Origin of the sequence: Staphylococcus sp. HMSC071G07 (genome assembly GCF_001811435.1) — a bacterium.
In the GTDB taxonomy this organism is placed as follows: Bacteria; Bacillota; Bacilli; order Staphylococcales; family Staphylococcaceae; genus Staphylococcus; species Staphylococcus pettenkoferi.
In genome coordinates this window covers 430,474-457,379 of sequence record NZ_KV804768.1, presented here as the reverse complement: position 1 = coordinate 457,379, position 26,906 = coordinate 430,474, and the positions used below count along the sequence as shown (strand labels likewise).

Annotated in this window: 24 protein-coding genes; 16 read left to right on the top strand and 8 right to left on the bottom strand. The window is 39.1% G+C overall.

Features of this window, described 5'->3' with window-relative positions; translation table 11 throughout:
- The first annotated feature begins 356 nt into the window (after positions 1-356).
- The 7 genes from nrdI to HMPREF2802_RS06535 all read left to right on the top strand — a co-directional run bounded on the left by nrdI (position 357) and on the right by HMPREF2802_RS06535 (position 8,119).
- Positions 357-755 (top strand): class Ib ribonucleoside-diphosphate reductase assembly flavoprotein NrdI, encoded by a 399-nt coding sequence (gene nrdI / locus HMPREF2802_RS06565; RefSeq protein ID WP_049409178.1) that lies wholly within the window; start codon positions 357-359, stop codon positions 753-755.
- Positions 718-2,823, top strand: a complete 2,106-nt coding sequence (nrdE, locus tag HMPREF2802_RS06560; RefSeq protein ID WP_002471783.1) for a class 1b ribonucleoside-diphosphate reductase subunit alpha — start codon at positions 718-720, stop codon at positions 2,821-2,823. The genes nrdI and nrdE overlap by 38 nt, the downstream gene beginning before the upstream one ends.
- A 159-nt stretch (positions 2,824-2,982) precedes the next feature.
- Positions 2,983-3,957, top strand: a complete 975-nt coding sequence (nrdF, locus tag HMPREF2802_RS06555; protein WP_002471780.1) for a class 1b ribonucleoside-diphosphate reductase subunit beta — start codon at positions 2,983-2,985, stop codon at positions 3,955-3,957.
- Positions 3,958-4,257: 300 nt separating this feature from the next.
- The gene (locus HMPREF2802_RS06550) at positions 4,258-5,250 is read left to right on the top strand and encodes an ABC transporter permease (RefSeq protein WP_040806447.1); all 993 of its coding nucleotides are present in this window, start codon (positions 4,258-4,260) and stop codon (positions 5,248-5,250) included.
- On the top strand, positions 5,240-6,199 hold the full coding sequence (locus HMPREF2802_RS06545) for an iron chelate uptake ABC transporter family permease subunit (RefSeq protein ID WP_049409181.1): 960 nt from the start codon (positions 5,240-5,242) through the stop codon (positions 6,197-6,199). Before HMPREF2802_RS06550 ends, HMPREF2802_RS06545 begins: the two co-directional genes overlap by 11 nt.
- Complete coding sequence (locus HMPREF2802_RS06540) at positions 6,196-6,984, top strand: iron ABC transporter ATP-binding protein (RefSeq protein WP_070503175.1); 789 nt, start codon at positions 6,196-6,198, stop codon at positions 6,982-6,984. Before HMPREF2802_RS06545 ends, HMPREF2802_RS06540 begins: the two co-directional genes overlap by 4 nt.
- Positions 6,985-7,081: 97 nt before the next feature.
- Complete coding sequence (locus HMPREF2802_RS06535) at positions 7,082-8,119, top strand: ferrated catecholamine ABC transporter substrate-binding lipoprotein SstD (RefSeq protein WP_070503174.1); 1,038 nt, start codon at positions 7,082-7,084, stop codon at positions 8,117-8,119.
- An 84-nt stretch (positions 8,120-8,203) separates the two neighbouring features.
- On the opposite strand, the gene HMPREF2802_RS06530 is transcribed toward HMPREF2802_RS06535, so the two are convergent.
- From HMPREF2802_RS06530 to HMPREF2802_RS06520, 3 genes are all read right to left on the bottom strand, one after another.
- A complete protein-coding gene (locus HMPREF2802_RS06530; RefSeq protein ID WP_002471811.1) occupies positions 8,204-8,518 on the bottom strand; it encodes a CHY zinc finger protein in 315 nt (104 codons plus the stop codon).
- 28 nt (positions 8,519-8,546) lie between these two features.
- Complete coding sequence (gene murB, locus HMPREF2802_RS06525) at positions 8,547-9,473, bottom strand: UDP-N-acetylmuramate dehydrogenase (RefSeq protein WP_070503173.1); 927 nt, start codon at positions 9,471-9,473, stop codon at positions 8,547-8,549.
- Positions 9,474-9,651: 178 nt separating this feature from the next.
- Positions 9,652-10,182, bottom strand: coding sequence for a GrpB family protein (locus tag HMPREF2802_RS06520; protein ID WP_070503172.1), 531 nt, complete (start codon positions 10,180-10,182; stop codon positions 9,652-9,654).
- A gap of 114 nt (positions 10,183-10,296) precedes the next feature.
- Here HMPREF2802_RS06520 and HMPREF2802_RS06515 point away from each other — a divergent pair, with 114 nt between their 5' ends.
- The 3 genes from HMPREF2802_RS06515 to HMPREF2802_RS06505 all read left to right on the top strand — a co-directional run bounded on the left by HMPREF2802_RS06515 (position 10,297) and on the right by HMPREF2802_RS06505 (position 13,128).
- A complete protein-coding gene (locus HMPREF2802_RS06515) occupies positions 10,297-11,181 on the top strand; it encodes an EMYY motif lipoprotein (RefSeq protein WP_070503171.1) in 885 nt (294 codons plus the stop codon).
- Between the two features lie 207 nt (positions 11,182-11,388).
- Positions 11,389-11,709, top strand: a complete 321-nt coding sequence (ytxJ, locus tag HMPREF2802_RS06510; protein WP_002471822.1) for a bacillithiol system redox-active protein YtxJ — start codon at positions 11,389-11,391, stop codon at positions 11,707-11,709.
- 297 nt (positions 11,710-12,006) lie between these two features.
- A complete protein-coding gene (locus HMPREF2802_RS06505) occupies positions 12,007-13,128 on the top strand; it encodes a glycerate kinase (RefSeq protein WP_070503170.1) in 1,122 nt (373 codons plus the stop codon).
- A 98-nt stretch (positions 13,129-13,226) separates the two neighbouring features.
- Here the strand turns inward: HMPREF2802_RS06505 and pepT are convergent, their stop codons facing one another.
- The 4 genes from pepT to HMPREF2802_RS06485 form a co-directional block, all read right to left on the bottom strand.
- A complete protein-coding gene (pepT, locus tag HMPREF2802_RS06500) occupies positions 13,227-14,471 on the bottom strand; it encodes a peptidase T (RefSeq protein WP_070503169.1) in 1,245 nt (414 codons plus the stop codon).
- A gap of 340 nt (positions 14,472-14,811) precedes the next feature.
- Entirely contained in the window at positions 14,812-15,306 is a 495-nt protein-coding gene (locus HMPREF2802_RS06495) for a threonine/serine exporter family protein (protein ID WP_040806453.1), read from the bottom strand.
- A 21-nt stretch (positions 15,307-15,327) separates the two neighbouring features.
- A complete protein-coding gene (locus tag HMPREF2802_RS06490; RefSeq protein WP_002471817.1) occupies positions 15,328-16,092 on the bottom strand; it encodes a threonine/serine exporter family protein in 765 nt (254 codons plus the stop codon).
- 275 nt (positions 16,093-16,367) lie between these two features.
- Entirely contained in the window at positions 16,368-17,438 is a 1,071-nt protein-coding gene (locus tag HMPREF2802_RS06485; protein ID WP_002471770.1) for a GGDEF domain-containing protein GdpS, read from the bottom strand.
- A 585-nt stretch (positions 17,439-18,023) separates the two neighbouring features.
- On the opposite strand from HMPREF2802_RS06485, the gene HMPREF2802_RS06480 reads away from it, so the two are divergent.
- Positions 18,024-19,082 carry a glycosyltransferase family 4 protein gene (locus tag HMPREF2802_RS06480; RefSeq protein WP_002470984.1) on the top strand — a complete coding sequence of 353 codons (1,059 nt, stop codon included), beginning with the start codon at positions 18,024-18,026 and terminating at the stop codon, positions 19,080-19,082.
- A 125-nt stretch (positions 19,083-19,207) separates the two neighbouring features.
- On the opposite strand, the gene HMPREF2802_RS06475 is transcribed toward HMPREF2802_RS06480, so the two are convergent.
- A complete protein-coding gene (locus HMPREF2802_RS06475) occupies positions 19,208-19,846 on the bottom strand; it encodes a YigZ family protein (protein ID WP_070503168.1) in 639 nt (212 codons plus the stop codon).
- 227 nt (positions 19,847-20,073) lie between these two features.
- Here HMPREF2802_RS06475 and fakB1 point away from each other — a divergent pair, with 227 nt between their 5' ends.
- The 5 genes from fakB1 to secA all read left to right on the top strand — a co-directional run bounded on the left by fakB1 (position 20,074) and on the right by secA (position 26,723).
- Positions 20,074-20,937 (top strand): fatty acid kinase binding subunit FakB1, encoded by an 864-nt coding sequence (gene fakB1 / locus HMPREF2802_RS06470; protein WP_070503167.1) that lies wholly within the window; start codon positions 20,074-20,076, stop codon positions 20,935-20,937.
- A gap of 391 nt (positions 20,938-21,328) precedes the next feature.
- A complete protein-coding gene (locus HMPREF2802_RS06465; protein ID WP_371091350.1) occupies positions 21,329-22,402 on the top strand; it encodes a DEAD/DEAH box helicase family protein in 1,074 nt (357 codons plus the stop codon).
- Positions 22,395-23,081 (top strand): ComF family protein, encoded by a 687-nt coding sequence (locus HMPREF2802_RS06460; RefSeq protein WP_070503165.1) that lies wholly within the window; start codon positions 22,395-22,397, stop codon positions 23,079-23,081. The genes HMPREF2802_RS06465 and HMPREF2802_RS06460 overlap by 8 nt, the downstream gene beginning before the upstream one ends.
- 66 nt (positions 23,082-23,147) lie before the next feature.
- The gene (gene hpf / locus HMPREF2802_RS06455; protein ID WP_002470980.1) at positions 23,148-23,732 is read left to right on the top strand and encodes a ribosome hibernation-promoting factor, HPF/YfiA family; all 585 of its coding nucleotides are present in this window, start codon (positions 23,148-23,150) and stop codon (positions 23,730-23,732) included.
- A 459-nt stretch (positions 23,733-24,191) separates the two neighbouring features.
- On the top strand, positions 24,192-26,723 hold the full coding sequence (secA, locus tag HMPREF2802_RS06450; protein WP_002470979.1) for a preprotein translocase subunit SecA: 2,532 nt from the start codon (positions 24,192-24,194) through the stop codon (positions 26,721-26,723).
- Positions 26,724-26,906: the final 183 nt, after the last annotated feature.

Genomic DNA, 26,906 nt, shown 5'->3' with positions numbered 1-26,906 from the left:
GACATCAAACTGACATGTGAGTATCTCTTTAAAATGGAATCACAGTTATGTATAATGAAACACATAATGTAGTACGAATTCTTAAAAACAAACACAACATGTTGTGTTTTGTGGCGAAATAGTCATTTTAATAAAATGACTATAAAGAGGTAATTTAACACGTAGAAGAAGTGATTTATCCCTTGAAATAGGGTAACGCTATCAAATAGATGCTAAATTACATGGTCACTTGCTAGGTTATTAACACTATATGTTGTGGTAGAAATGCAATGGACAACCCAAGATAAGAAAATAAGAATGACAGTCGTTTAGGCGAACACCTGAATGATATACATAATTAGAAAGAAGGTGAGCCAATGAAAGTGGTCTATTTCTCATTTACAGGAAATGTGAGACGTTTCATACAGCGTACTGAACTCGAAGATACTTTAGAAATCACTCAAGCTAACTGTACAGATCGTATAGATGAACCCTATATATTGGTCACTGGAACAATCGGTTTCGGAGAAGTGCCTGAGCCGGTGCAGTCATTCTTGAATCACAACAGTGAACATTTAGAAGCGGTAGCAGCCAGTGGTAATCGAAATTGGGGACAGAATTTCGCTAAAGCTGGTATTACCATTTCTGAAGACTATCAAGTGCCATTGCTAATGAAATTCGAAGTTCAAGGAACAAACAGTGATGTTGAGGAATTTAAAGTTAAGGTGGGACAGGTTAATGAAGACTATGGACGAGAAAAGATACAATCATATTGAATTAAATAATGAAGTGACAAAGAGGAAAGACAATGGATTCTTCAACTTAGAGAAAGACCAAGAAGCTTTAGAAGTCTATCTACAAGAGATTCATGACAAGACCATCTATTTCGATAGTGAAATTGAACGCTTACATTATCTCGTAGATAATGACTTCTATTTCAATGTATTCGAGAAATATACGGAAGACCAACTTGTTGACGTGACAAATTATGCGAAAAACATTAACTTCCAATTTGCAAGTTATATGTCAGCAAGTAAATTCTATAAAGACTACGCTTTGAAGACGAATGACAAAGAGAATATTCTTGAAGATTATAATCAACACGTGGCTATCGTTTCACTTTACTTAGCAGATGGCGACGTTGATTTAGCGAAACGCTTTATCTCAGGTATGGTTGAACAACGTTATCAACCTGCTACACCGACGTTCTTAAACGCAGGTCGTGCGCGTCGTGGTGAGCTCGTATCTTGTTTCTTATTAGAAGTAGATGACAGCTTGAACTCAATCAACTTTATTGATTCTACGGCTAAGCAATTGAGTAAAATTGGTGGCGGTGTGGCTATCAACTTATCTAAATTACGTGCACGTGGTGAAGCGATTAAAGGTATTAAAGGTGTAGCTAAAGGTGTGTTACCTGTGGCGAAATCCCTTGAAGGTGGCTTTAGTTATGCTGACCAACTCGGTCAACGTCCAGGTGCAGGTGCAGTTTACCTTAACATCTTCCACTATGATGTTGAAGAGTTCTTAGATACGAAGAAAGTTAACGCTGACGAAGACCTTCGTCTATCAACAATTTCTACGGGTCTCATTGTGCCTTCTAAATTCTTTGATTTAGCTAAAGAAGGTAAGGATTTCTACATGTTCGCACCACACACAGTTTACAAAGAGTACGGTGTAACATTAGACGATTTAAATTTAGACGAATATTATGATGATCTTGTTGCTAACCCTAATGTTGACAAGAAGAAAAAAGACGCACGTGAAATGCTAAACCTTATCGCACAAACGCAATTACAATCTGGTTATCCATACTTAATGTTCAAAGATAATGCCAACAAAGTACACCCTAACTCTAATATTGGCCAAATCAAGATGAGCAACCTTTGTACAGAAATCTTTCAACTTCAAGAAACATCTGTCATCAACGATTATGGTGTAGAAGACGATATTAAAAGGGATATTTCTTGTAATTTAGGTTCTTTAAACATCGTTAATGTTATGGAATCAGGTAAATTCAGAGATTCTGTAGCTACAGGTATGGACGCTTTAACATTTGTGAGTGACGAAGCGAACATTCAAAACGCGCCAGGTGTTAAGAAAGCGAATAGTGAGCTTCATTCCGTAGGTTTAGGTGCGATGAACCTTCACGGTTACCTTGCTAAGAATAAGATCGGTTATGAATCAGAAGAAGCGAAAGATTTCGCGAATATCTTCTTTATGATGTTGAACTATTATTCAATCCAACGTTCTATGGAAATCGCTAAAGAACGTCAAACAATCTTCAAGGACTTTGACAAATCTGATTATGCGAATGGTAAGTACTTCGAATTCTACACTTCACAAACATTTGAACCGAAATATGAGAAAGTGAAACGTTTATTCGAAGGATTAGACATTCCTACTCCTGAAGATTGGAAAGCATTGCAAGCACAAGTTGAAGAACATGGACTATACCATGCTTATCGTCTTGCTATCGCGCCAACACAAAGTATTTCTTATGTGCAGAATGCGACACCATCTGTAATGCCTATCGTTGACCAAATTGAACGTCGTACTTATGGTAACTCAGAAACATTCTATCCTATGCCGTTCTTATCACCAGAAACAATGTGGTATTACAAGTCAGCATTTAATACAGATCAAATGAAATTAATTGATCTAATTTCAACAATTCAAACTCACGTTGACCAAGGTATTTCAACGATTCTTTATGTTAACTCTGAAGTATCTACACGTGAATTGTCACGCTTATATGTTTATGCCCATCATAAAGGGCTTAAATCACTTTACTACACACGTAACAAACTATTAAGTGTAGAAGAGTGTACAAGTTGCTCAGTTTAAGCATTGTGAGTAAATAATCTAAGCATAAAGTAGTACGTATTGTTTTCAAGCATGAAGTAGATTAAGTAGGAGAGTGTTGGCACTATTCTTGTCTCGGTGCTCATCTTTCCTACTTAATCATACATACAATATTTAAATGAGATTGGAGACGTTAAACACATGAAAGCAGTCAATTGGAATACGCAAGAAGATATGACCAACATGTTCTGGCGCCAAAACATATCGCAAATGTGGGTGGAAACAGAATTTAAGGTTTCCAAAGATATTGCAAGTTGGAAGACATTAACAGATGAAGAAAAGAACGCCTTCAAATATGCTCTTGCAGGCTTAACTGGTCTAGATACGCACCAAGCCGATGATGGTATGCCTCTCGTCATGATGCACACAACTGATTTACGTAAAAAAGCAGTATATTCATTTATGGCCATGATGGAGCAAATTCATGCGAAAAGTTATTCTCACATCTTTACAACGCTATTACCATCTAGTGAAACGAATTATCTTCTAGATACGTGGGTGATTGAAGAACCACATCTAAAATATAAAGCGGACGTTATTGTGGGTAACTATCACAAATTATGGGGCAAAGAAGCTTCAATCTACGATCAATATATTGCACGAGTATCAAGTGTATTCTTAGAAACATTCTTATTCTATTCTGGTTTCTATTATCCACTTTATTTAGCAGGTCAAGGTAAGATGACAACATCTGGAGAAATTATCCGTAAAATATTGCTCGACGAGTCAATTCATGGTGTGTTTACTGGTTTAGATGCACAACATTTACGCAATGAGCTTTCTGAGAGTGAAAAGCAAAAAGCAGACCAAGAAATGTATCGTTTGCTCGAAGATTTATATAAAAATGAAGTATCTTATACTCACAAATTATATGATGACATTGGACTAACAGATGATGTCCTTAATTACGTGCGTTATAACGGCAATAAAGCATTATCTAACTTAGGATTTGAACCTTACTTTGAAGAACGCGAATTCAACCCAATTATTGAGAACGCGTTAGACACTTCAACTAAAAACCATGACTTCTTCTCAGTTAAAGGTGATGGTTACACACTTGCACTTAATGTAGAAGCGCTACAAGATGAAGACTTCATATTTGATGACGAAAAATAGTCATGCATGATCTTGATAACATTATTTTAGGAGCAGGGCAGTATCATTGGCATGTCTTGCTCTTTTTCTTACTTATTTTTGCCTTCTAATAATTATTTTCTCTATCTACTTTTATTTGAAAAAGAAGTGTTATAAAACATTCTGCACAAAAAATTCTCTATCATAAATTATTCAATTGTAAATATACTCTAACTATACGATTTATCTATGATTTTATCGTAGGCTATTGAAATATCTGAATTTCATGATAAACTAGATTTATGCTTAATGATAACGATTATCATTATCGCTTTTTAATCTATGATAAAGGAATGGAGACTATTGTTACGAGGGATTATTAACCGATTCACTTTATTCCTACTTCTCATCCTATTAACACTGTTATCCCTACTTATCGGTGTTAAGCAAATACCTCTTTCAGATCTTGGACATTTAACACAAACACAACTTCATATTATCTTAACGAGTCGTATTCCACGTACGATTAGCATTCTTATTAGTGGAAGTACATTAGCGTTAGCGGGTCTGATTATGCAACAAATGATGCAGAATAAATTTGTGAGTCCAACTACAGCAGGTACGATGGATTGGGCTAAGCTCGGTATCTTGATAGCGATGATTTGGTTCCCGCAAGAGAATATACTCATCAAGCTCGCATTTGCTGTCTTACTTAGCATTGGTGGCACATTCCTTTTTGTGAAGCTCATTCAATTGATTCGCTTTAAAGAAGTCATCTTTGTACCTTTGATGGGGATTATGCTTGGTGGCATCGTTTCAAGTTTCACTACGTTTATGGCTCTGCAAACGAATACCGTCCAGAGTGTAGGCAATTGGCTCAATGGTAATTTTGCCATCATTACGAGTGGCCGTTATGAGATTCTATACCTTAGTATTCCGCTTCTCATACTCACTTACATATTTGCGAATCATTTTACGATAGCGGGTATGGGCAAGGATTTCAGCAATAATCTCGGTGTCAACTATGAACGCATTATTCACATTGGCTTGTTTATCACAGCGACAATTACTGCGCTAGTAGTCGTAACTGTAGGAACATTACCATTTCTAGGACTCATCGTGCCTAACATTGTAGCGATCTTTAGAGGGGATCACTTGAAACATGCATTACCACAAACAGCAATGCTCGGAGCGATATTTGTATTGTTCTCAGACATTATCGGACGTCTCGTCGTTTACCCATATGAAATCAACATCGGTTTAACGATTGGCGTGTTTGGTACGGTCATCTTCCTCATAATGCTATTGAAAGGACGCCGTCACTATGCGAATTAATCTCAATCTCAAATTAGCGATACTGATAGCAGTGGTTATCCTAAGTGGTGCGTTGTATTTATTCCTTGGACTTAATTTCGACATCATCCATTATCAGTTACCTGCTCGGATGAAGAAGTTGATATTAATGTTCATCGTCGGTGGCGCAATCGCTGCTTCTGTCGTTATCTTCCAGGCGATTACAACCAACCGCTTGCTTACGCCCTCTATTATGGGATTAGATGCAGTCTACATGTTTATTAAAGTCTTATTAGTTTTTATATTTGGCGCACAGTCATTATTCAATACGAATATTTATCTCAACTTTGGGATTACCGTATTAGCGATGATTAGCTTCGCACTCATTTTATTCCAAGGTATCTTTCGTCTGAAGAATGTTTCTGTCTATTTCATCTTACTCGTCGGAATCATTATGGGTACGTTCTTCAGAAGTATTACAAGCTTCTTGGAACTCATCATTGACCCGGAAGATTTCCTTGCAGTACAAAGTGCGATGTTTGCGAACTTTAACGCAGCGAACCCGCGTTTAATGACTTTGTCAGCGATTATCTTACTTATTCTTATCGGACTGACTTTCTATCTCATTCCATATTTAGACGTCTTATTACTAGGGCGAGCACAAGCGATCAACCTTGGCGTACCTTATCAGTGGATGACACGTACGTTACTGATCATGGTTGCGGTTCTCGTGTCGCTTTCGACAGCACTGGTAGGTCCTATTGCATTCTTAGGATTAATGACAGTAAACATCGCCCACGAATTAATGCGAACTTATGAGCATAAATATATTTTCCCTGCCACATTGTGTTTGAGTTGGATCAGTTTGTTTGTAGCTCAAAGTGTGATGGAGCACATCTTTGACGCGACGACACAAGTAAGTATCGTTATTGATTTAATTGGTGGACTTTACTTCATTTACTTATTAGTTAAAAGGAGAAATACGGTGTGATTAGTGTAAAGAATTTAACTAAAACGATTGAGCAGCGACCCATTCTACAAGATATTAACGTAGATATTCACAAAGGCCAGTTGACGACGATTATAGGTCCTAATGGTGCAGGCAAAAGTACATTGCTTTCAGCGATAACGCGTCTGACAGACTACGATCAAGGGACGATTACAATCGACGAGCACGCCATAGATGACTACAAAAGTAATGATTTAGCGAAGAAGTTGTCCATTTTAAAACAGACGAACATCACTGAACTTAACATAACTGTGGAACAACTCGTGCAGTTTGGGCGGTTCCCATACTCGAAGGGGCGACTTAAAAAAGAGGATAAAGAGAAGATTCAGGAAGCTTTATCTCTGCTTAATTTAACAGAAATTAAAGATCGTTATATTAAGACTTTATCAGGTGGTCAACGTCAGCGTGCATATGTCGCAATGACGATTGCTCAAGATACGGAATATATCTTGTTAGACGAGCCACTGAATAATTTGGACATGAAACACGCGGTGCAAATCATGCAAATTCTGCGTCATCTTGCACATCATTACAACAAGACGATTGTTGTCGTGATACATGATATTAACTTCGCGTCCTGTTATTCAGATCATATCATTGCGATTAAAGATGGACAGACTTTTATCTCTGATGTGAAAGACCAAGTCGTACAAGCAGAGACCTTGAGTCAGCTCTACGATATGCCAGTGAAAGTGGAAGAAATTGAGTCTCAACGTATTTGTATTTACTACGATGAGCGAGAGGGAACAACGCAAGCAGAAGCATAAAATCGATAGTACATTGAAGGGAGTGATGTGTCGCTACAAAGTTAACGCTATGGGGGAACGCGGCATATAACTTGGGAAGAACAAATGGAGGATATCAATGAAGAAGTTTACTATATTTCTATTAATTAGTTTAATGTTTGTCCTTGCTGCATGTGGTAACCAAGGTGATGGTAGTAAAGGTAAGGACAGTAGCAGTAAGAGTGACAAAGAGACTGTAACGATTCATAACCAGTTTGAAGCTAGAGGCGACAAGAAAGACGGTAGTGATGCGAAGAAAGTAGACGACAAAGTTTCAGTACCGAAGAATCCTAAACGCGCAGTCGTTCTTGATTATGGTGCGTTAGATACGATCAAAGAACTTGGCTTAGCAGATAAAGTGAAAGGTTTACCTAAAGGTGAAGGTGGTAAAAGCTTACCTGATTTCTTAAAAGAATTTAAAGATGACAAATACATCAACACGGGTAACCTTAAAGAAATCAACTTCGATAAAGTTGCTGAAGCTAAACCGGATGTCATCTATATTTCTGGACGTGCAGCTTCACAACAAAACTTAGATGAATTTAAGAAAGCAGCTCCAGATGCGAAGATCGTCTATGTAGGTGCAGATGATAATAACGAACTTCAATCATTGAAAGACAACACATTAAATATTGGAAAAATCTACGATAAAGAAGATAAAGCTAAGAAACTTAATAAAAAATTAGATGACAAAGTCGTAGATGTTAAAAAACATACAAAGGACATGAAAGACGATAAATCAATGTTCTTACTCGTTAACGAAGGAGAACTATCTACATTCGGTTCTAAAGCGCGTTTCGGAAGCTTAATCTTTGATACACTCGGTTTCACACCAGCAGATAAAGACGTCAAAGCAAGTACACACGGTCAAAACGTAAGTAACGAATACATCAACGAGAAAAATCCAAGTATCATCTTTGCGATGGACCGTGGACAAGCAATTGGTGGTGAAGCTACAGCTAAGAAAGCACTCAACAACGATGTACTTAAAGATGTAAAAGCGAATAAAGAAGACCAAGTTTACGAATTAGATCCTAAATTATGGTACTTCTCAAGTGGTTCTACATCAACGACAGCACTTAAACAAATTGAAGAGTTAGAAAAAGCATTAAAATAATGATGTAGTGTTCACTTTTAAAGCAATAAACTAGAGAAAAAGGTCGAGAAGAGGTGTGTAAGACACGCTCTTTCTCGACCTTTTCTATACTTCGAAATAGTGATGATAATGAAACATACATCGCGTATTAAAGTGTGAATCACAATAAGGACAGGTCTCTGTCATCATATATTCGTTAATAGTGAGATGCCGTTTACAAACACCACATAGCACAGCCTCAGTGTTAAACTCATCTTCACTCCAACGTTTCACTTGGTGTTGTTCATGCTCTTCGTGACACTTGTAACAAGGATAATATTTATCGCAGCATTTAAATTTAATCGCGATGATATCTACCGGTGCATGATAATGTTTGCAACGCGTTTCATTATCTACAGTATCTCCATAAACTTTAACCATACTACTTACCTCAATTACTCAGTTGTAGTTATTGTCGTTCTTGAGGGTATTCGCCAATAATTCTTACTTCAGGATGTAAATCAACATCGAATTTCTCTTTAACCACATGTTGCACATGGTGGATGAGATCTTCGTAGTCCGTAGCTGAGCCTCCATCAACGTTGACCATGAAACCAGCGTGTTTTTTAGAAACTTCAACACCACCGATGCGATGTCCTTGAAGATCAGAATCTTGAATGAGCTTACCAGCAAAGTGACCTGGTGGGCGTTGGAAGACACTACCACAAGAAGGGTATTCAAGAGGTTGTTTCGATTCACGTCGTTCTGTGAGGTCATCCATTTTAGCTTGAATATCGTCGAGGTCTCCAGGTGTGAGGGTAAAAGCCGCTTCGACGACAACGAGATGATTCTCTTGAACAATACTGTTACGATAATCTAATTCGAGTTCATTATTTGTGTAAGTGAGTAATTCACCTTTTTCATTTACACATAAAGCGTAATCGATACAATCTTTCACTTCGCCACCGTAAGCGCCCGCATTCATGAATACAGCGCCTCCGATGGATCCTGGTATACCACATGCGAACTCTAAACCAGTTAATACGTGGTCTCGTGCAGTACGTGAGACATCGATAATCGCTGCACCGCTGCCTGCGATGATAGATGAATCTGAAACGTCAATGTAATCAAGTGATAGTAAGCTTAAGACAATACCACGGATACCGCCTTCACGGATGATGATATTGGAGCCGTTACCTAAATATGTAACTGGAATATCATTCTCATATGCGAAGCGGACGATTTGTTGAACCTGTTCGCTCGTTGTTGGTGAAAGGTAGAAGTCAGCTTCTCCTCCCGTTTCTGTATATGTATAACGTTTCAACGGTTCATCTACTCGAATAATGTCGGTAGGTACAATCTCCTTCAATTTTGTTAAGATGTCATCTTTAAGCAACTCTGAACATCCTTTCCATATTCTCTTTAACAGTCATTACTCCCATTATAGCAACTCTCGGAACGATTTGCGATTAACAATAATGTGAACGATGACTTTACCTCAACTTATCACATGAGATAACTATTTCTAAATCAAGTGCTTATTACAGGAGTGTCATTTCATTCATACAACTTCCTCACTTTGAGTCAGCCACATACTTCTTATAAATCTTATCTAATGCTTGCTGTTTACGTTGTTCATAATCACTAATACGCTCCACATGCTTGAGAATTTGTGTCTTTTTATCATTAAAATGTTTCGCGATGTCGTCATTATGAGCTAAAGCTTCATCCATCTCAAGATATTGTTTGAAAAGGCGTGTGTCTCTTTGGATGATATGCAAGCGCACTTCTTGTTTGAGATCGATTAAATTATTAAATTTCGCCATGACCACTTTCTTTTTATATGGGTGATGTAAGCGATAGAAACCCGCATAATTTAGACGCTTTTCATCTAAAGCTGTGATATCGTGTAAGTTATCTACACCGACCAAGATATCGAGTATAGGTTCTGTTGGATAGTTAAAATGACTCGTGCCACCTATATGATGTGTGGACTTCACGGGTGAATCTAAGAGATTAAAGAGAAGATGACGTAGTTCTTCGTATTCAGATTTAAAACGTTGTTCTGAGTCCATTTTAATAAAGGGTTGAATTGCCGAATACACGGTTAAGTACCTCCTTTGTTCATCATGAAATTTTGAATTTTAGTATAGATAAAGTGTGCATTATTTTCATTGTAATCGTGTTTATGTATAATACGAAATGATAGGAGTGCAAAAATGAAGAAAATTAGTTGTTTACTTACTCTAATCGTTTTAACACTTTTAGTCGCAGGTTGTAAAAACAATGAACCTAAAGACTTAGCAAAATTTGAAAAGCATCTTGATCAAACCCAGCAGAAAGAAGCAAAAATGAAACAGACGTTAAATCATCTGGATTTGAAACAAATTGATCAACTTAAAGAACAACAAATGACAGATAAAAATAAGAAAGAGTTCAATGAGCTTCAAACTGACATCAACAGTAAGCTGATGCCCCAGATGAAAGCATACGAGAAATCCGCAAAAAAGTTGCCAGCCGAGTCTTCTAAAGTGAAACATCTTAAACAAACGTATCTTCAAGGTGTGAAACAGAAAAAGCAGAAAGTGAAAGATCTTAAAACATTCGTCGATTTATGTAATCAATCTGTTAAAGCAAACGAGGATATTCTAGATTACACGAAATTGTTCGAGAAAAAACGCTCACTCATGGAAGAAAATGTTGATAAAGCGAACAAGCATGGTAACAAGCAAGATGTTGAAACTTTTACAAAAAAGGTAGAAAATAATAACAAGGAACTCAAAAATACGGCAGAAAATCACATCAACGACCAGAATCCTAAAAAAAGGAAAAAAGCAATTGAAGAGCATATTATGCCGCTCATTGATAAGCAAATCAAAGATCTCAATCAAACGACGATTACAGATTCAAATGTGAATGAAGCGCGTAAAAATGCGATTGAAATGTACTATAGCTTGCAGAACTATTATGAAACACGTCAAGATACGATGGGCATTACACAACGTTTAGCAAAGATTGATCTTCAGAACTTACCGAAAAAAGGTGAAGACTTAGAGAACGATGACAAAGCCTTTGATAAGGAATTAAATCAACTTAAATCTTAGTCGCTTTGTCAATTCAAAGTCATATTAATTTATAATAAACGGTTAACAACAAAAAGGTAATTGTGTATAATTGGAAACATTGACATAGGAAATTATTTATCATTACGAAGAGTAGACGAAAAATCGATGTAACATCGTGTATTAATCTCATCTCAATTTCGATAAAGTAAGACGTCTGCTCGCTAAATTATCTTAGAGGTGAATAGAATGGCTATAAAGCTGAGTTCGATTGACCAGTTTGAACAAGTGCTAGAGGAGAATCGTTATGTCTATATACTGAAACACAGTGAGACATGTCCGATTTCTGCGAATGCATATGATCAGTTCAACAAATTCTTATATGAAAGGGACATGGACGGTTATTATTTAATCGTTCAACAAGAAAGAAATTTATCTGATTATATCGAAGAGCAAACAGGCGTGAAGCATGAATCACCACAAGCTTTCTACTTTGTAGATGGCAAAGTGAAGTGGCATGCGAGTCACGATGATATTAACGTTGCAACATTAGCTAAAGCTGAAGAATAAAGAATTATACATGTGTCATTGTTAGAGCAGGGCGATAGCTCCTTTCTCAACAGTGACGGTAGGGAGTAGAAGTTGTCTCGTGTAAACGTAAGTTACGGGCATCGTTCTGCTCCCATTTCTTATTTCATGAAATCGTGACACAGGACATGTATAATAGAGTATTGAACAATTCGATGAGCGACAGATTGATTGAGTGTCGCGTAGAACGGAATGACACATTAAATACACAGATATTTAACCAACAACAATTAATTTTCAAACAGTAAGTAATGAGTAAGAAATAGATGAGGTGACAGGATGAAAGTATTAGTAGCCATGGATGAATTTAATGGTATCATTTCAAGTTACCAGGCGAATAGATATGTAGAAGAAGCAGTGGCAAGTCAAATCGACTCTGCTGATATTGTTCAAGTCCCATTGTTTAATGGACGTCACGAACTCACAGATTCAGTGTTCTTGTGGCAATCAGGAACCAAATATCGTCTCAATGTACATGATGTGGATATGAACCCAGTTGAAGCGTTATATGGCATCACTGAAAAGGGTATGGCGGTGATTGAAGGAAATTTATTCTTAAAAGGTGAGAAATCAATCGAAGCTCGCACAAGTTACGGCATGGGCGAAGTAATTGCAGATGCCTTGAACCATGGTGCTGAACATTTAGTTATTTCTCTCGGTGGTTTAGATAGCTTTGATGGTGGGGCAGGTATGTTGCAAGCATTAGGCGCACGTTTCTATGATGACGAAGCACAGCCTATCGATGTAACTGAAGGTCCACGTGTATTGAAGTATATTCGTAAAGTTGACTTCTCTGATTTACATTCAGGCTTACAAAGTGCACGTATCCAAGTTATGTCTGACTTCGATAGTAAGCTCTACGGCCGTCATAGTGAAATTATGCAGACGTATGAAGCTTACGGTTTATCGCGTGAGAAAGCTGCAGAAATTGATAATTTAGTATGGTACTTCAGTGAAATATTAAAGAGTGAAGAACGTCTGACTTTAGGACCTGTCTTACGTGGTGGCGCTGGTGGCGGTATTGCAGCATTGCTCAATGAAATGTTTGAAGCGGAAATTATGACGAGCCACGAACTCGTCGATCAAATTACACACTTGGAAAGCTTAATTGAGCAAGCCGACTTGATTCTTTTCGGGGAAGGTGTGAACGAACGCGACCATGTGTTAGAGACGACAACTCAGCGCATTGCTGAACTTGCGACGAAGTATGACAAGCCATCGATTGCGATTTGTGCTACGCCGGACAAGTTCGAGCATTTCGAGTCGCTCGGCGTCACAGCGATGTTCAATACCTTTATTGAGATGCCGAAGTCTTACACTGATTTTAAAATGGGTATTCAAATCCGTCACTATACAGTTCAAGCGATCAAATTACTGCAAACCACTTTAAATGACCAATAAATTTAAATAAAGGCCTTAAACGTTGAGTTAGGACACTCAAGTTTAAGGCCTTTTTCATATGGGCTAAAAATCATTTTACCACAACAAAAAGTCGTCAATTAATCTGTCGTTGTCGAATCCTGTGACTTCGCAACCTCTTCTGCAATACCAATAATTACTTTCACTGCTTGTTCCATGATGTCGATTGAAGCGTATTCAAACGGACCGTGGAAGTTGGCACAACCTGTGAAAATATTTGGCGTTGGAAGTCCTTTGAAAGACAATTGACTACCATCTGTACCGCCACGAATCGGTTCAGTATTCGGCGTGATATTTAAACGTTCAAAGACGCGTTTAGGAATGTCGATAACATGAGGGACGGCTTGAATCTTATCACCCATGTTATAGTATTGATCTTCAATATCTACTTCGACAGGGTCATTTGTGTAATGACTGTTAATGTCGTCGCGAATTTCAAGCAGTTTCGTCTTACGTGCTTCGAATGTGTCGCGATCATGGTCGCGGATGATGTATTGTAATTTCGCCTCTTCGACATCGCCGTTTAACTGCATGAGATGATAGAAACCTTCGTAACCTTCTGTACGTTCAGGCACTTCATCTTGTGGAAGCAGTTGGTTAAATTGTTGGGCGAGTAATAGGGCGTTAACCATCGCATTTTTAGCAGAACCAGGATGGACGTTCACACCATGGCATGTCACCGTCGCACCTGCAGCATTAAAGCTCTCGTACTGTAGTTCGCCGTATTCACTCCCATCCATCGTGTAGGCGAAATCTGCATCGAAGCGGTTGACGTCGAATTTATGAGGGCCACGTCCGATTTCTTCATCCGGAGTGAAGCCAATTCTGATACGGCCGTGTTTAATCTCAGGGTGTTCTGTGAGATAGCGCATGGCTTCTACGATTTCGACCACACCTGCTTTATCGTCAGCTCCGAGTAGTGAAGTCCCATCAGTTATCATCAATGTATGACCTTCCACTTGTTTCATCCCAGGGAAGACATCTTGGCTCAATACGCGATCAGTATCTCCAAGTTGAATAGGTTCCCCATCGTATTTTTCGATGATTTGAGGGTGAACATTGCTTGCATTGAAATCTGGTGATGTATCTACGTGAGCGAGGAAACCGACTGTGGGTACCTCAGCATCGATATTACTATCAAGTGTCGCAAAGAGATAGCCATTCTCGTCCATGTCCGTTTCTAGTCCCATCTCTGTTAATGTACTTTCCAACAATTTGAGTAAATCCCATTGTTTTTCTGTAGAAGGTGTCGTGTCTGAATCAGGATTTGATTGTGTATCGATTTGCGCATAGGTTTTTAAACGCTCGATTAATTGTTGTTTCATTGCTATCAACCCCTTTTCTTGTATACCTATTATAACGTGTGTGGGTGAGAATGACAGGAATCTGTGATTGCGTCTTTTTTACATGACGAGGTTTGAGGTTTGTAAAAGGGGAGGACGGTTGGCGGATTTAAAAGATGTACGCAAGTGCTCAAAATAACTTAGCCCTATGAAGAAGCGTGTCCTTATAGCTTTAAAAACGCTTGTTCAAATAGAAAAAACGCCAATTTCTCATCTGACTTGCGTGACTCTTCCTTTTACCAATCTGACATTGGAAGAAAGGACAGTTAAGGATGGAAATTGACGTCATATTTAAATTATCTATGTCTAGGATTTCAAAGATTTAAGCACGGTTATTCATATTATAACTTTTACGATACGTTTTACCTTTAATACGTCCAAAGTACTGCTTAATCCGTATATAGAGGTGGTAAACGATTTCGGCGCACAAGATACCGAAGGCGATGGCACCAGAAATCAGTGTAACTTCTAAGAATGTATTAACGGCATGTGTGTATTCGTTAGACACGAGGAAGCGTGTCGCTTCGTACGCTAATCCCCCAGGAACGAGAGGGATGATGCCGGGCACGATGAAGATGATAACGGGTCTTTTATAATGACGGCTCATAATGTGACTCATCAAAGCCAAGATGAAACTTCCGAGAAAGGCCGCCATCACTTTACCTAACTCTGCGTCTAGTGTCAGTTTATAAATAATCCAACCCATGGCACCAACGAAACCACAGGCTAAGAGTAGACGCCGTGGCGCATTAAACAAGATTGAGAATAGGATTGTAGCTAAGAAACTGATAATAAAGTGAAAGATATATACAAAAATACTCACTGTCTGCGTCTCTCCTTAATAAAAGATTAGTAATACGATGGCAACGCCTGCGCCAATCGCAAAGGATGTTAAGGCAGCTTCGACACCACGCGACATACCCGCGATGAGCTCGCCGGCCATTAAGTCACGAATCGCATTGGTAATCAGGATCCCGGGCACAAGAGGCATTACACCTGCGATGGTAATCGTGTTCTGATTGTACGCCCAACCAAGATGCGTCGCTGTAGCCGCAATTAAGATAACAACAGCGGCACTGATAAATTCAGAGAAGAATTTAATTTGGATAAATTTCTGAATCCATTCAAATGTAAGAAAGGCACCAGCACCCGCAATGACTGCGTAAATGAAGTCATGTGCCACGCCTCCAAACATAAATAGGAAGAAACCACATGCGATGGCCACAGCGAAGAACTTCAATACCGTCGTAAATTGTAAAGACATATGATGCAGATGCACGAGTTCTGATTTCGCCTCATCGATGGTTAATTTGTGCGCTGCAATTTTACGAGAAATATTATTAACTAAAGCGATCTTCTCTAAATCTGTCGTGCGTTCACGAATGCGGATTAAACGCGTGTTGGTACGATTATTTAACGAGAAGATAATCGCTGTCGACGTGACGAAACTGTATGTATCCTTTAAACCGTAGCTTGCAGCCATGCGGTTCATCGTATCTTCAATTCGATAGGTTTCAGCACCGCTCTCTAGCAATATCCGTCCGGCTACGAGCACGAGATCGATGACCTTATCTTCGTCGATGATTGTAATTGATTCTGACATAAGTGCGCCTCCTATTCACCACAATAGAGCTATTGAAAGTTTACAGCTTGGACGGTCTTCTTTCAATATATTTTTTGAGTTGTAATCAATTTTTCATTTTTCTAAAATGTGCGTTTAAAATCATGCATGTGCAGTACGCTAGAATCAAAGATTGATGTACTGCACCTTAAAAAAGGGATGAGACTAGCCACACGTTAACGTGCGTTAGTCACACCCCAATGGGCAAGCTTAAATATTAATAATGACTAGTTAGTTATTACCAGAAAAATGTGAGATTAAACCTTGATAATTGGGTTGAACATCACTTGGTTTCGTCCTTCTTTTTTCGCTACATGCAACATATCATCTGCATCTTTAAAGACTTTGCGTTGTGATTTGTAATCTTCGCGCGTTAAATAGCCGACTCCGATAGATACAGAAAGTTTAATGACTTCTTTATCTGGCAAGTGGAATGACGATTGTTCTACCCCTTTGCGGATGCTTTCGCCTAGTTTCACACATTGATCGAGTGAGTAGTTGCGCAAGACGATAGAGAATTCTTCGCCACCATTTCTAAAGATCTGAATATGCTCGGGTACATAATTGATAAGTAGTTGTGCCATTTGACGTAGGACTGCATCTCCAGCTTGGTGAGAATAATCATCGTTAACATCTTTAAAGCCATCGATATCGATGAGTAGCAGACCTAAACCTTCTTGATGTTCATCCGCAAGACGTGACGTTTCGTTGAGATGACGGTCGAATTCTTTAACATTACCCAATCCTGTGAGATAGTCGAGTTTCTCTTCATTCTCATAACGGTTTACGAGTGAGAAGAAATGCCAAATATCTAAGAAAGTCAGTGACGCCGTAATCGTTAATACGAATGACAATGGCACTAAGAACATTAATTTGACTAACTCATAATAAGGGCTGATCAACGCTAGAATAAGTAATAAGACGAGAGTGATTAAATTAAGAATTTGTATTGAAGCGAAATCACTTTGCTTCAAGAAAGGTCCGATAGCGCTGACGATGACCGCAATAACGATGAGTATAATACTGCCAATATAATCGTAATGAAAGACGAGTATACTCACGATAGATACCACTACGGCCGAGCTGACGGTAAAGAACATATTCGTATAGCGACCGAGGAAGAGTAGCGGTACGAACGTGAGATAAAGTTCGTATCGATTCATCAATGGTATCGGATTGACTGCTAAGAGTAGCGCAATGATGGTCATTAAGATGGCCACATACACTTGCGAGAATACCATATTTTTATTCTCGGAATACTGTAAGCGATGGAATAAGTAGATTCCTGCCACAGTAACTGCAATGTTGTAAATGATAGCTTCAAACATGACTGGTTCGCTCCTTTTAAATCTCCTTTGTTATTGTAAGTGAAATTCTACTTTTTGTCATTTAGTTCCTCAGATTCGAGCGGTATTTATAGTTTGTTTGGATAGGAGGATGGGGTTCGAGATGGCGTGGGTAGTAGGCGAAATTGTTCAAAGGTTTTGAGTGAAAGTGGGGAGGTCGCTTTTGAGTAAAATGCAGAGAAGCGGTCGAGCGCTTATTTGAAATGAAGATTCTATTTAATTGAGTGGAGTTGAAAAGTTCATGAAAGTAAACAATGATAAAAATTATGTATCTGGCACTTGCTCTATCGCAAAATGATGCAGCTATATTAGTGTGAACGATTGATAATTATCCATAGCAATAAATAAGTTCAAGATTAAATTAACAATCTACAATGATATGGATTGTCTTATTAAAAGTATATGCGTTATTATATCTTCAAGTGACATATTGTAGCATAGTAAAGTAAAATGAACGTAAAGGGTAAGTTAAGTCTATGTATAAGTGTGTGCGATTTTACCCATATCCTCACCTCACAGACTTGCTTTCACCAACCTCACGAAACTTATATATTTGAAGGTGAACTGATGTATACATTATTGCTCGTATTATTCACTATGATAGTCAGTTTAATTATAACGCCTATTATTATTAAGATATCTTATAGATTAGGAATTGTAGATAAACCCAATTATCGCAAGATACATAAGCAACCTATCTCGGTTTTAGGTGGTACAGTTATACTATTCTCATTTCTCATTGGTATATGGTTAGGCCATCCTATTGAAACGGAAGTGAAACCACTGATTATCGGCGCGGTAATTATCTATCTCGTCGGTTTAATTGACGATATTTACGATTTGAAACCACTTGTGAAATTAGCTGGACAAATTGTGGCTGCACTCGTCGTAGTCTTCTATGGTGTGACGATTGATTTCATCTCGCTACCCATCGGTCCAACGATTCACTTTGGAATCTTGAGCGTACCCATTACAGTAATTTGGATTATTGCAATTACGAACGCGATTAACTTAATTGATGGTTTAGATGGCTTGGCTTCAGGCGTCTCAGCAATCGCCTTGTTAACGATTGGCTTTATCGCTATCTTACAAGGGAATATCTTCATTATTATGATTTGTAGTGTACTTTTCGGTACGTTACTTGGATTTTTAGTATTCAATTTCCATCCAGCGAAGATTTTCCTCGGAGATAGTGGCGCGTTGCTGATTGGCTTTATCGTCGGTTTCTTATCTCTTTTAGGTTTTAAAAATATTACCTTTGTATCGCTATTCTTCCCGATTGTCATCCTCGCAGTACCGTTTATCGATACATTGTTTGCAATGATACGTCGCGTGAAGAAAGGACAACATATTATGCAAGCAGATAAATCTCATTTGCATCATAAGTTATTACAACTTGGTTATTCGCACCGACAAACCGTAATGCTAATTTACTCCATTGCACTCATGTTTAGTCTATCTAGTATTATTCTGTACTTATCACAACCATGGGGCGTACTCATGATGCTCATTCTCATCGTAATTACGATTGAACTGATTGTAGAGTTCACTGGATTGATTGATGATGACTATCGTCCGTTGTTGAAATTGATTGAACAGAGGGAGCGTAAACATCGAGGAGAGTAGTTTTCAATGAGGGTTTTTTGAAGCTAAGTTTATCTTCCGAGTTTGATATATTAAAAACATTTTACAACTAACAACAAGCCACTCCGCTGCTATTATCAGGGAGTGGCTTTCGTTAACTCATCAAGTTAATTTGTCTCAATATCAAACGGCAACCGCATAGGTTCACCTGTCTCTAAATCATACTGGCCGGCTGTTACTCGGTTAAGAAAATCAACATAGTCGTCGTAATCCGCTTCAACGACATCAATTTGATAGCTTACTTTATCAGTATACGTCGTATCGCGCAACAAGTAAGGCGTGGATTCCAGTTCGTATTCAAGTTTGCCAGTAAGATCATAGCCGATCGTCACTGTGGTTGGGAGGGCGCTGCGTAGCTCAACACGTCCCGCATCATAGATTACATCGCGTACAGCACCACTGTATGCACGAATAAGCCCACCGCCGCCTAATTTAATTCCGCCGAAATAACGTGTTACGACGACACAAACATTATGTGTATCTAATTTTTTTAATATTTCGAGCATGGGTACACCGGCTGTACCACTGGGTTCACCGTCGTCATTCGCTTTCTGAATGTTCATTTGGTCGCCCACAGTATAGGCAGAGCAGTTGTGCGTCGCCTCATGATGTTCTTTCTTCTTCTGAGCGATAAAGTCTTTCGCTTCTTGTTCTGTCTCCACAGGTTTAATGTGAGCGATAAATCTTGATTTATTAATAACATTTTCAATCGTATGTTCATTTTTAACTGTTATGATGGCGTCCATTCTGTCGTCACATCCTTTGTTCTCTTTACGTGAATTTTACTGTGCATCTCGTGTTAAAATGTCTCTGTCATAGGTTTCTAAGCTCATCATGTCTTCACGCGCACTATTTAAAGTTGTAATACCTTTTATTATACACTGAACGGCAGATGAGATTAAATGTAAAAAGCAATTTTCTTTTAGTGAAAAATAAGGTATGATTGTGCTAAGTATAATTTAGGAGGATTAAGATGAAGATTGCTGTACTGTCAGACTCAACCAGCTATCTCCCACAAGATCTTATAGATAAATATCACATCGAGATTGCACCGTTAAGCGTGACATTTGAAAACGGTGAGAATTTTGTAGAGGGGGACACGCTTTTCGCTAAAGAATTCTACGAACGTATGCATAGTGAAAAGACCATCCCTACAACGAGTCAGCCAGCAATTGGAGAGTTTATCAAGCGTATTGAGAAATTACGTGATGAGGGCTATACCGATGTTATTGCTATATGTATTTCCACAGGCATAAGTGGCTGTTACCAAACTGTAAAGCAAGCTGGAGACATGGTGGACGGGATTAACGTCCATCCATTTGATACGAAACTTGCAGCCATGGTTGAAGGTGGATACGCTTTAAGAGCGATTGAAATGATTGAAGAGGGATATGAACCTGATGCGATTATCGACGAATTAGTTGCTATTCGCGAAGAGACAGGTGCGATTCTCATGGTAGATGATTTGAAGAATCTTCAGAAGAGTGGCCGTATTACAGGGGCACAAGCATGGTTAGGTAATTTGTTAAAAATGAAGCCTGTCTTGAAATTTGAAGACGGTCTCATCGTACCTGAAGAGAAAGTACGTACGAAGAAACGCGCATTGAAAGCCATCGTGAAGAAAGTGCTTGCTCGTGTTGAAGATTATGATGTCTTAACACTCTATGTCATCGGCGGTGATATCGAAGAAGACGCAGAGTGGATGTACGAGGAAGCGAAACGTCAAAGACCCGATGCGCACATTATCTATTCTAACTTTGGGCCTGTAATCGCAGCGCACCTTGGTTCAGGTGGTATCGGATTTGGTTATATGCCACGAATTATTAGAGATCATTAAGACGAATCATTATGGAATGTGTCAGAGTATATATTAAGAAGTGTATGGTTAACTGTGAGGTCAGTTTTTGAGGAAAAGGCTTGAGCGTCTATCAATAATGATAAACTGACAGTCACTGTAGTCATACTTCTTAAGCGTGCTCTTGGCGCATTCTTTTTTTATAGGAGGTTACGACATTAAATACTACGGAAGATTAATTGACAACTTAGATGTGCTTACGACAGAAACGGTACGCCAGACATCTACCGGCGTGACGCGCAATCAACAAGGTGATATATGCCAGCAATGTGGCAACAGGGATGCCCGGTTCTTTTACACTTATTATTCTAAGCTGCTAGATACAGAGGTTTGCTATTGCCGTAAGTGTATTCAACTTGGTCGGATGGACAATGTGAATCAGGTATATCAGATTGCTTCAGAACTGTTTAAAAGTGAAGCGGACTATCATTTACCCTTTGAACTTTCTGCCCAACAAACCTATGCTTCGAGTGAAATTGTTGCCGCAGTAACAAACTATAACGATTTATTATTATATGCAGTGACAGGCGCAGGGAAGACAGAGATGATCTTTGAAGCGATTCAACTGGCACGCAGACGCGGCGATAACGTTGCAGTGGTATCTCCACGCGTTGATGTAGTCATCGAGATTAGCTATCGCTTGAAAGATGCTTTTACGACTGAAACGATTGATGTCTTGTACAAAGGACAAACACAACATGGAGATGGCCATTTTGTTATCGCGACGGTACATCAATTATATCGTTTTAAAGCACATTTCGATGTCGTCTTTGTCGATGAAGTTGATGCCTTTCCTCTAGCAGGAGATCCGACTTTGACCCAAGCGTTGCATGCTGCGTGTAAAGAACGCCATGCTATTATTTATATGACGGCCACACCGCCCAACAATTTATTGCAAACCTTTGATGAAACACATGTTGTTCGCTTACCTGCGCGCTTTCATCAACATCCACTTCCTGTTCCACAGTTTCAACTTTTCAAATTAAAACCACGACGTCGCCAACTCAAACTTATGCGATTATTTCAAGAACAAGTCGAACAACAACGTTACACGCTCGTCTTCTTCAATCACATTGACACGATGGTTCAAGCTTACACTCACTATCAGCATGCGTTTCCGGATTTAATTTATGTCCATAGTGAAGATGCGTTACGCCACGATAAAGTTCAAGCTTTAAGAGAAGGGAAACACCGAATTGTGTTTACCACAACCATTCTAGAACGTGGCTTTACGATGGCGGAACTTGATGCCATTGTCGTGAACAGCCATACGTTCAAGAAAGCAGCACTAGTTCAAATTGCAGGACGTGTAGGGCGTAAGAAAGAAGCGCCAACTGGACGTGTGCTATTTTTACATGAAGGTATTACTGGTGAGATGCTACGGGCGCGTCGGGATATCCGTGCGATGAATAGACTCGCTATGGAAAGAGGGTGGATTCATGAGTAGATGCATGCAATGTCACGATCAGTTTCACGAACCGCTTCACATCCTCAATTTCTATAAAGCAACGCCTTTAATTTGTTCCTCATGTGAGCAACAGTGGGAGGACATGCGTATCTCAAAGGGTGAGTCATCAAACGTAAGACGCTGTGAAAGATGTCTCAAAGTGTTAGCAGAGGATGAGGCCGCGTGTCTCGACTGTACCTTCCTAGAGCAATCGTATCGTCTCATCGATCAGCTGTATTGCACTTATCAATATAAGGGAATCGTGCGTGAAACCATTCATCAGTACAAATTCCTCAAAGATGTGGCGCTTGCGGAAGTGATTGCTTCTAAAGTGCGTCTCCCTCAAGAGCAGTTTGATTACATCGTTCCCATTCCTTCGCCAGTAGAACGTGATCGCGATCGGACATTTAGTCCAGTGAAAGTCGTGTTAGATCAGATGGGGGTGCATTACACAGAGATGTTAGAAACGCGGATTCGTCCAAAACAGTCTGCTTTAGGTAAGATGAAGCGAGCGCGTTCTGCCAATCCTTTTACCTTTAACAGTGAAATTAATATTGCAAACAAATCTATATTATTGGTAGATGATATCTACACAACAGGTTTGACGGTCCACAATGCAGGCGCACAACTTTATGTTAGAAAAATCAGAAAATTAGGAGTGTTAACGTTTGCACGGTAGGGTGAACGTGGTAATATATAAGTAAGGAACAATATATAAATAGAGGTTTTAAAGGAGTCGATTGCAATGATTAGATTTGAAATTCATGGAGAGAACCTCACTATTACTGATGCGATTCGCAACTACATCGAGGAGAAGATCGGTAAGTTAGAACGCTATTTCAATAACGTTCCGAATGCAACAGCACACGTTAAAGTGAAGACGTATCACAATTCAGCGACTAAGATTGAAGTGACTATTCCGCTTAAGAATGTGACTTTAAGAGCTGAAGAACGCCATGATGACTTGTATGCAGGCATTGATTTAATCACTAGCAAACTTGAAAGACAGGTTAGAAAGTATAAAACACGTGTGAACAGAAAGAACAGAGACCACGGTATTCAAGATGTCTTTGCGGCACTGCCTGATGATCAAGAAATCAAAGCGACTTACAACACTGAAGCGGATAAGGACGATGACGAAGACGAAATTGAAATCATCCGTTCTAAACAGTTCAGTTTGAAACCGATGGACGCTGAGGAAGCAGTGTTACAAATGAATCTATTAGGCCACGATTTCTTCGTCTTTAGAGATAGAGACACTGAAGGAACTAGTATCGTTTATAAACGTAAGAATGGTAAATACGGCTTAATCGAAACGACTGAAGAATAATTAACGACTCTGGTTTAACCTCGACATGAGATGAGAAGAAGTACTCGACTTTCAAGTCAGTAAATAAAGTAATAATCATTCAATGTGGCGAGAGTCATTAATTGTTAACAATATCATAAATAATCTAGAGCGCGTCGACGATTGCTTAAATGAAATGGTCAGAGACGCGCTTTTGTTGTGCGAAGTTAAAGTGAAATGTTATAAGTAAAGTGGTATTGACAATACGAGTAAATAACTATCAAGATGATACGATTTTAGGTTGTATGATGATTTCGTGTACTATGAATGAGAAACATTGCAATTAGAAGTTTTAAAAGAAATAACGGTTGTTTACTCACAGATATATAATTTTAATAATAAATCGCACGCGTGGGGTGCGAGAGTACAATTTTACTCAGAAAAATGATATGATAAATTGTTGTAAGCTTAGATGTTATTAAAGCTAAAGGAGCGAACAGAATGGGTTTTTTATCAAAATTAGCTGATGGTAATAAGAAGGAAGTTAAGCGCTTAGGCAAAATCGCTGATAAAGTGCTTGCTCTAGAAGAAGATATATCGCTATTGACTGATGACGAAATCAAGGAAAAGACGAAAGCATTCCAAGAGAAATTACATGCTGAAGAAGATGTGAAGAAACAGAACAAGATGTTAGATGACATCTTGCCAGAAGCCTATGCACTCGTTCGTGAAGGTGCGAAACGTGTCTTTAATATGTCACCTTACCGTGTTCAAGTCATGGGTGGTATTGCTATCCACAAAGGTGACATTGCAGAGATGAGAACAGGTGAAGGTAAGACGTTGACGGCTACTATGCCAACATACCTCAACGCCTTAGCTGGTCGTGGTGTGCACGTTATCACCGTCAACGAATATTTATCTAGTGTTCAAAGTGAAGAGATGGCAGAGCTCTATAACTTCTTAGGTTTGACTGTAGGCTTAAACTTGAACAGCAAATCTACAGAAGAGAAACGTGAGGCCTATGCATCTGATATCACTTACAGTACGAACAACGAGCTCGGTTTCGATTACTTGAGAGATAACATGGTGAATTATGCTGAAGAACGTGTTATGCGCCCACTTCACTTCGCTATCATTGACGAGGTCGACTCTATTCTAATTGATGAAGCGCGTACACCGCTCATTATCTCAGGAGAAGCGGAGAAATCAACTTCACTCTATACGCAGGCTAATGTGTTCGCTAAAATGTTAAAAAATGAAGAAGACTATAACTATGACAAGAAAACGAAATCTGTTCAGCTAACAGAACAAGGTATCGATAAAGCTGAACGTATGTTCAAGATCGACAACCTTTACGATGTGAAAAACGTAGAAATTATTAGTCATATCAACACGGCATTACGTGCGCACGTGACACTTCAACGTGATGTTGACTATATGGTACACGAGGGCGAAGTGCTCATCGTAGACCAATTTACTGGACGTACAATGCCAGGACGTCGTTTCTCTGAAGGTCTTCACCAAGCGATTGAAGCGAAAGAGGGCGTTCAAATTCAGAACGAATCTAAGACGATGGCGTCTATCACATTCCAGAACTACTTCCGTATGTATAACAAATTATCTGGTATGACAGGTACAGCGAAGACGGAAGAAGAAGAGTTCCGTAACATTTACAATATGACAGTTACGCAAATTCCTACGAATAGACCGGTACAACGTGTCGACAAACCAGACCTTATTTACATTAGCCAAAAAGGTAAATTCGATGCGGTAGTAGAAGATGTCATTGAGAAACATAAGAAAGGTCAACCGATTCTCTTAGGTACTGTAGCGGTTGAAACCAGTGAATATATCTCTAATCTCTTGAAGAAACGCGGCGTACGTCATGACGTACTCAACGCGAAGAACCACGAACGCGAAGCAGACATCGTTTCTAAAGCAGGTCAAAAAGGCGCCGTTACAATCGCGACGAACATGGCCGGTCGTGGTACAGACATCAAACTAGGCGAAGGTGTCGAAGAACTTGGCGGTCTTGCGGTTATTGGTACTGAACGTCACGAATCTCGCCGTATCGATGACCAATTACGTGGTCGTTCTGGTCGTCAAGGTGACAAAGGTGACAGCCGTTTCTACTTATCACTTCAAGACGAATTGATGGTGCGCTTTGGTTCAGATCGTTTACAAAAAATGATGAACCGCTTAGGTATGGACGATTCTACGCCAATTGAATCTCGTATGGTCTCTCGAGCAGTCGAATCTGCTCAGAAACGTGTTGAAGGTAACAACTTCGATGCGCGTAAACGTATTCTTGAATATGACGATGTATTACGTAAACAACGTGAAATTATTTACGGCGAACGTAATAACATTATCGACAGTGAATCCAGTGACGAACTTGTTCAAGGTATGTTACGTTCTACGCTCGAAACAGCGATTCGTTATTACATTAACGAAGAAGAGGACGATCCAGATTACGAGCCATTCATCAATTACGTAGACGATGTATTCTTAAGTGAAGGCGACTTAAAAGTTGAAGATATTCGCGGTAAAGACCATGAAGATATCTTTGAAGTGGTTTGGGCTAAGATTGAAAAAGTATTAGAAAGTCAACGTTCTAAGATTGGCGAGCAGTTCAATGAGTTCGAACGCATGATTTTACTACGCTCTATCGATGCACACTGGACAGATCATATCGACACGATGGATCAATTAAGACAAGGTATTCATCTCCGTTCTTATGGTCAACAGAACCCACTTCGTGATTATCAAAACGAAGGTCATCAACTGTTTGATGATATGATGACGGCAATCGAAGAAGATGTCAGCAAATATATCTTGAAATCAGTAATTACTGTTGAAGACGATGTTGAACGTGAAAAAACAAAAGACCTAGGTAAAGCAGAACATGTGAATGCTGAAGATGGTAAAGAGAAAGTGAAACCACAACCTTACGTTAAAGGTGAGGAAGTAGGACGTAATGATCCTTGCCCTTGTGGTAGTGGTAAGAAATATAAAAATTGTCATGGGGCATAAAGCGAATGTAGGCTCATGCTAATCTGATTAAGGTCTCAACGTTGAGCGGGGTGTTTATGACACCGCTGATGTTGAGATCTTTTTACTGAGGAGTGTGTGAACAGTAGCCACGTTTATCAATCAAAACTCAGCCTAGTGGAGATATATGTTAAAATGAATAAAAAGTAATTGTGAATGAGGAGA

Coding starts and splice junctions, on each gene's coding strand:
- nrdF (WP_002471780.1), top strand. CDS start 2,983: ATGAAAGCAGTCAATTGGAATACGCAAGAAGATATGACCAACATGTTC.
- HMPREF2802_RS06550 (WP_040806447.1), top strand. CDS start 4,258: ATGATAAAGGAATGGAGACTATTGTTACGAGGGATTATTAACCGATTC.
- ytxJ (WP_002471822.1), top strand. CDS start 11,389: ATGGCTATAAAGCTGAGTTCGATTGACCAGTTTGAACAAGTGCTAGAG.
- HMPREF2802_RS06490 (WP_002471817.1), bottom strand. CDS start 16,092: ATGTCAGAATCAATTACAATCATCGACGAAGATAAGGTCATCGATCTC.
- HMPREF2802_RS06480 (WP_002470984.1), top strand. CDS start 18,024: ATGTATACATTATTGCTCGTATTATTCACTATGATAGTCAGTTTAATT.
- secA (WP_002470979.1), top strand. CDS start 24,192: ATGGGTTTTTTATCAAAATTAGCTGATGGTAATAAGAAGGAAGTTAAG.
- HMPREF2802_RS06545 (WP_049409181.1), top strand. CDS start 5,240: ATGCGAATTAATCTCAATCTCAAATTAGCGATACTGATAGCAGTGGTT.
- HMPREF2802_RS06460 (WP_070503165.1), top strand. CDS start 22,395: ATGAGTAGATGCATGCAATGTCACGATCAGTTTCACGAACCGCTTCAC.
- HMPREF2802_RS06515 (WP_070503171.1), top strand. CDS start 10,297: ATGAAGAAAATTAGTTGTTTACTTACTCTAATCGTTTTAACACTTTTA.
- HMPREF2802_RS06530 (WP_002471811.1), bottom strand. CDS start 8,518: ATGGTTAAAGTTTATGGAGATACTGTAGATAATGAAACGCGTTGCAAA.
- HMPREF2802_RS06505 (WP_070503170.1), top strand. CDS start 12,007: ATGAAAGTATTAGTAGCCATGGATGAATTTAATGGTATCATTTCAAGT.
- nrdE (WP_002471783.1), top strand. CDS start 718: ATGAAGACTATGGACGAGAAAAGATACAATCATATTGAATTAAATAAT.
- nrdI (WP_049409178.1), top strand. CDS start 357: ATGAAAGTGGTCTATTTCTCATTTACAGGAAATGTGAGACGTTTCATA.
- pepT (WP_070503169.1), bottom strand. CDS start 14,471: ATGAAACAACAATTAATCGAGCGTTTAAAAACCTATGCGCAAATCGAT.
- HMPREF2802_RS06535 (WP_070503174.1), top strand. CDS start 7,082: ATGAAGAAGTTTACTATATTTCTATTAATTAGTTTAATGTTTGTCCTT.
- hpf (WP_002470980.1), top strand. CDS start 23,148: ATGATTAGATTTGAAATTCATGGAGAGAACCTCACTATTACTGATGCG.
- fakB1 (WP_070503167.1), top strand. CDS start 20,074: ATGAAGATTGCTGTACTGTCAGACTCAACCAGCTATCTCCCACAAGAT.
- HMPREF2802_RS06475 (WP_070503168.1), bottom strand. CDS start 19,846: ATGGACGCCATCATAACAGTTAAAAATGAACATACGATTGAAAATGTT.
- HMPREF2802_RS06485 (WP_002471770.1), bottom strand. CDS start 17,438: ATGTTTGAAGCTATCATTTACAACATTGCAGTTACTGTGGCAGGAATC.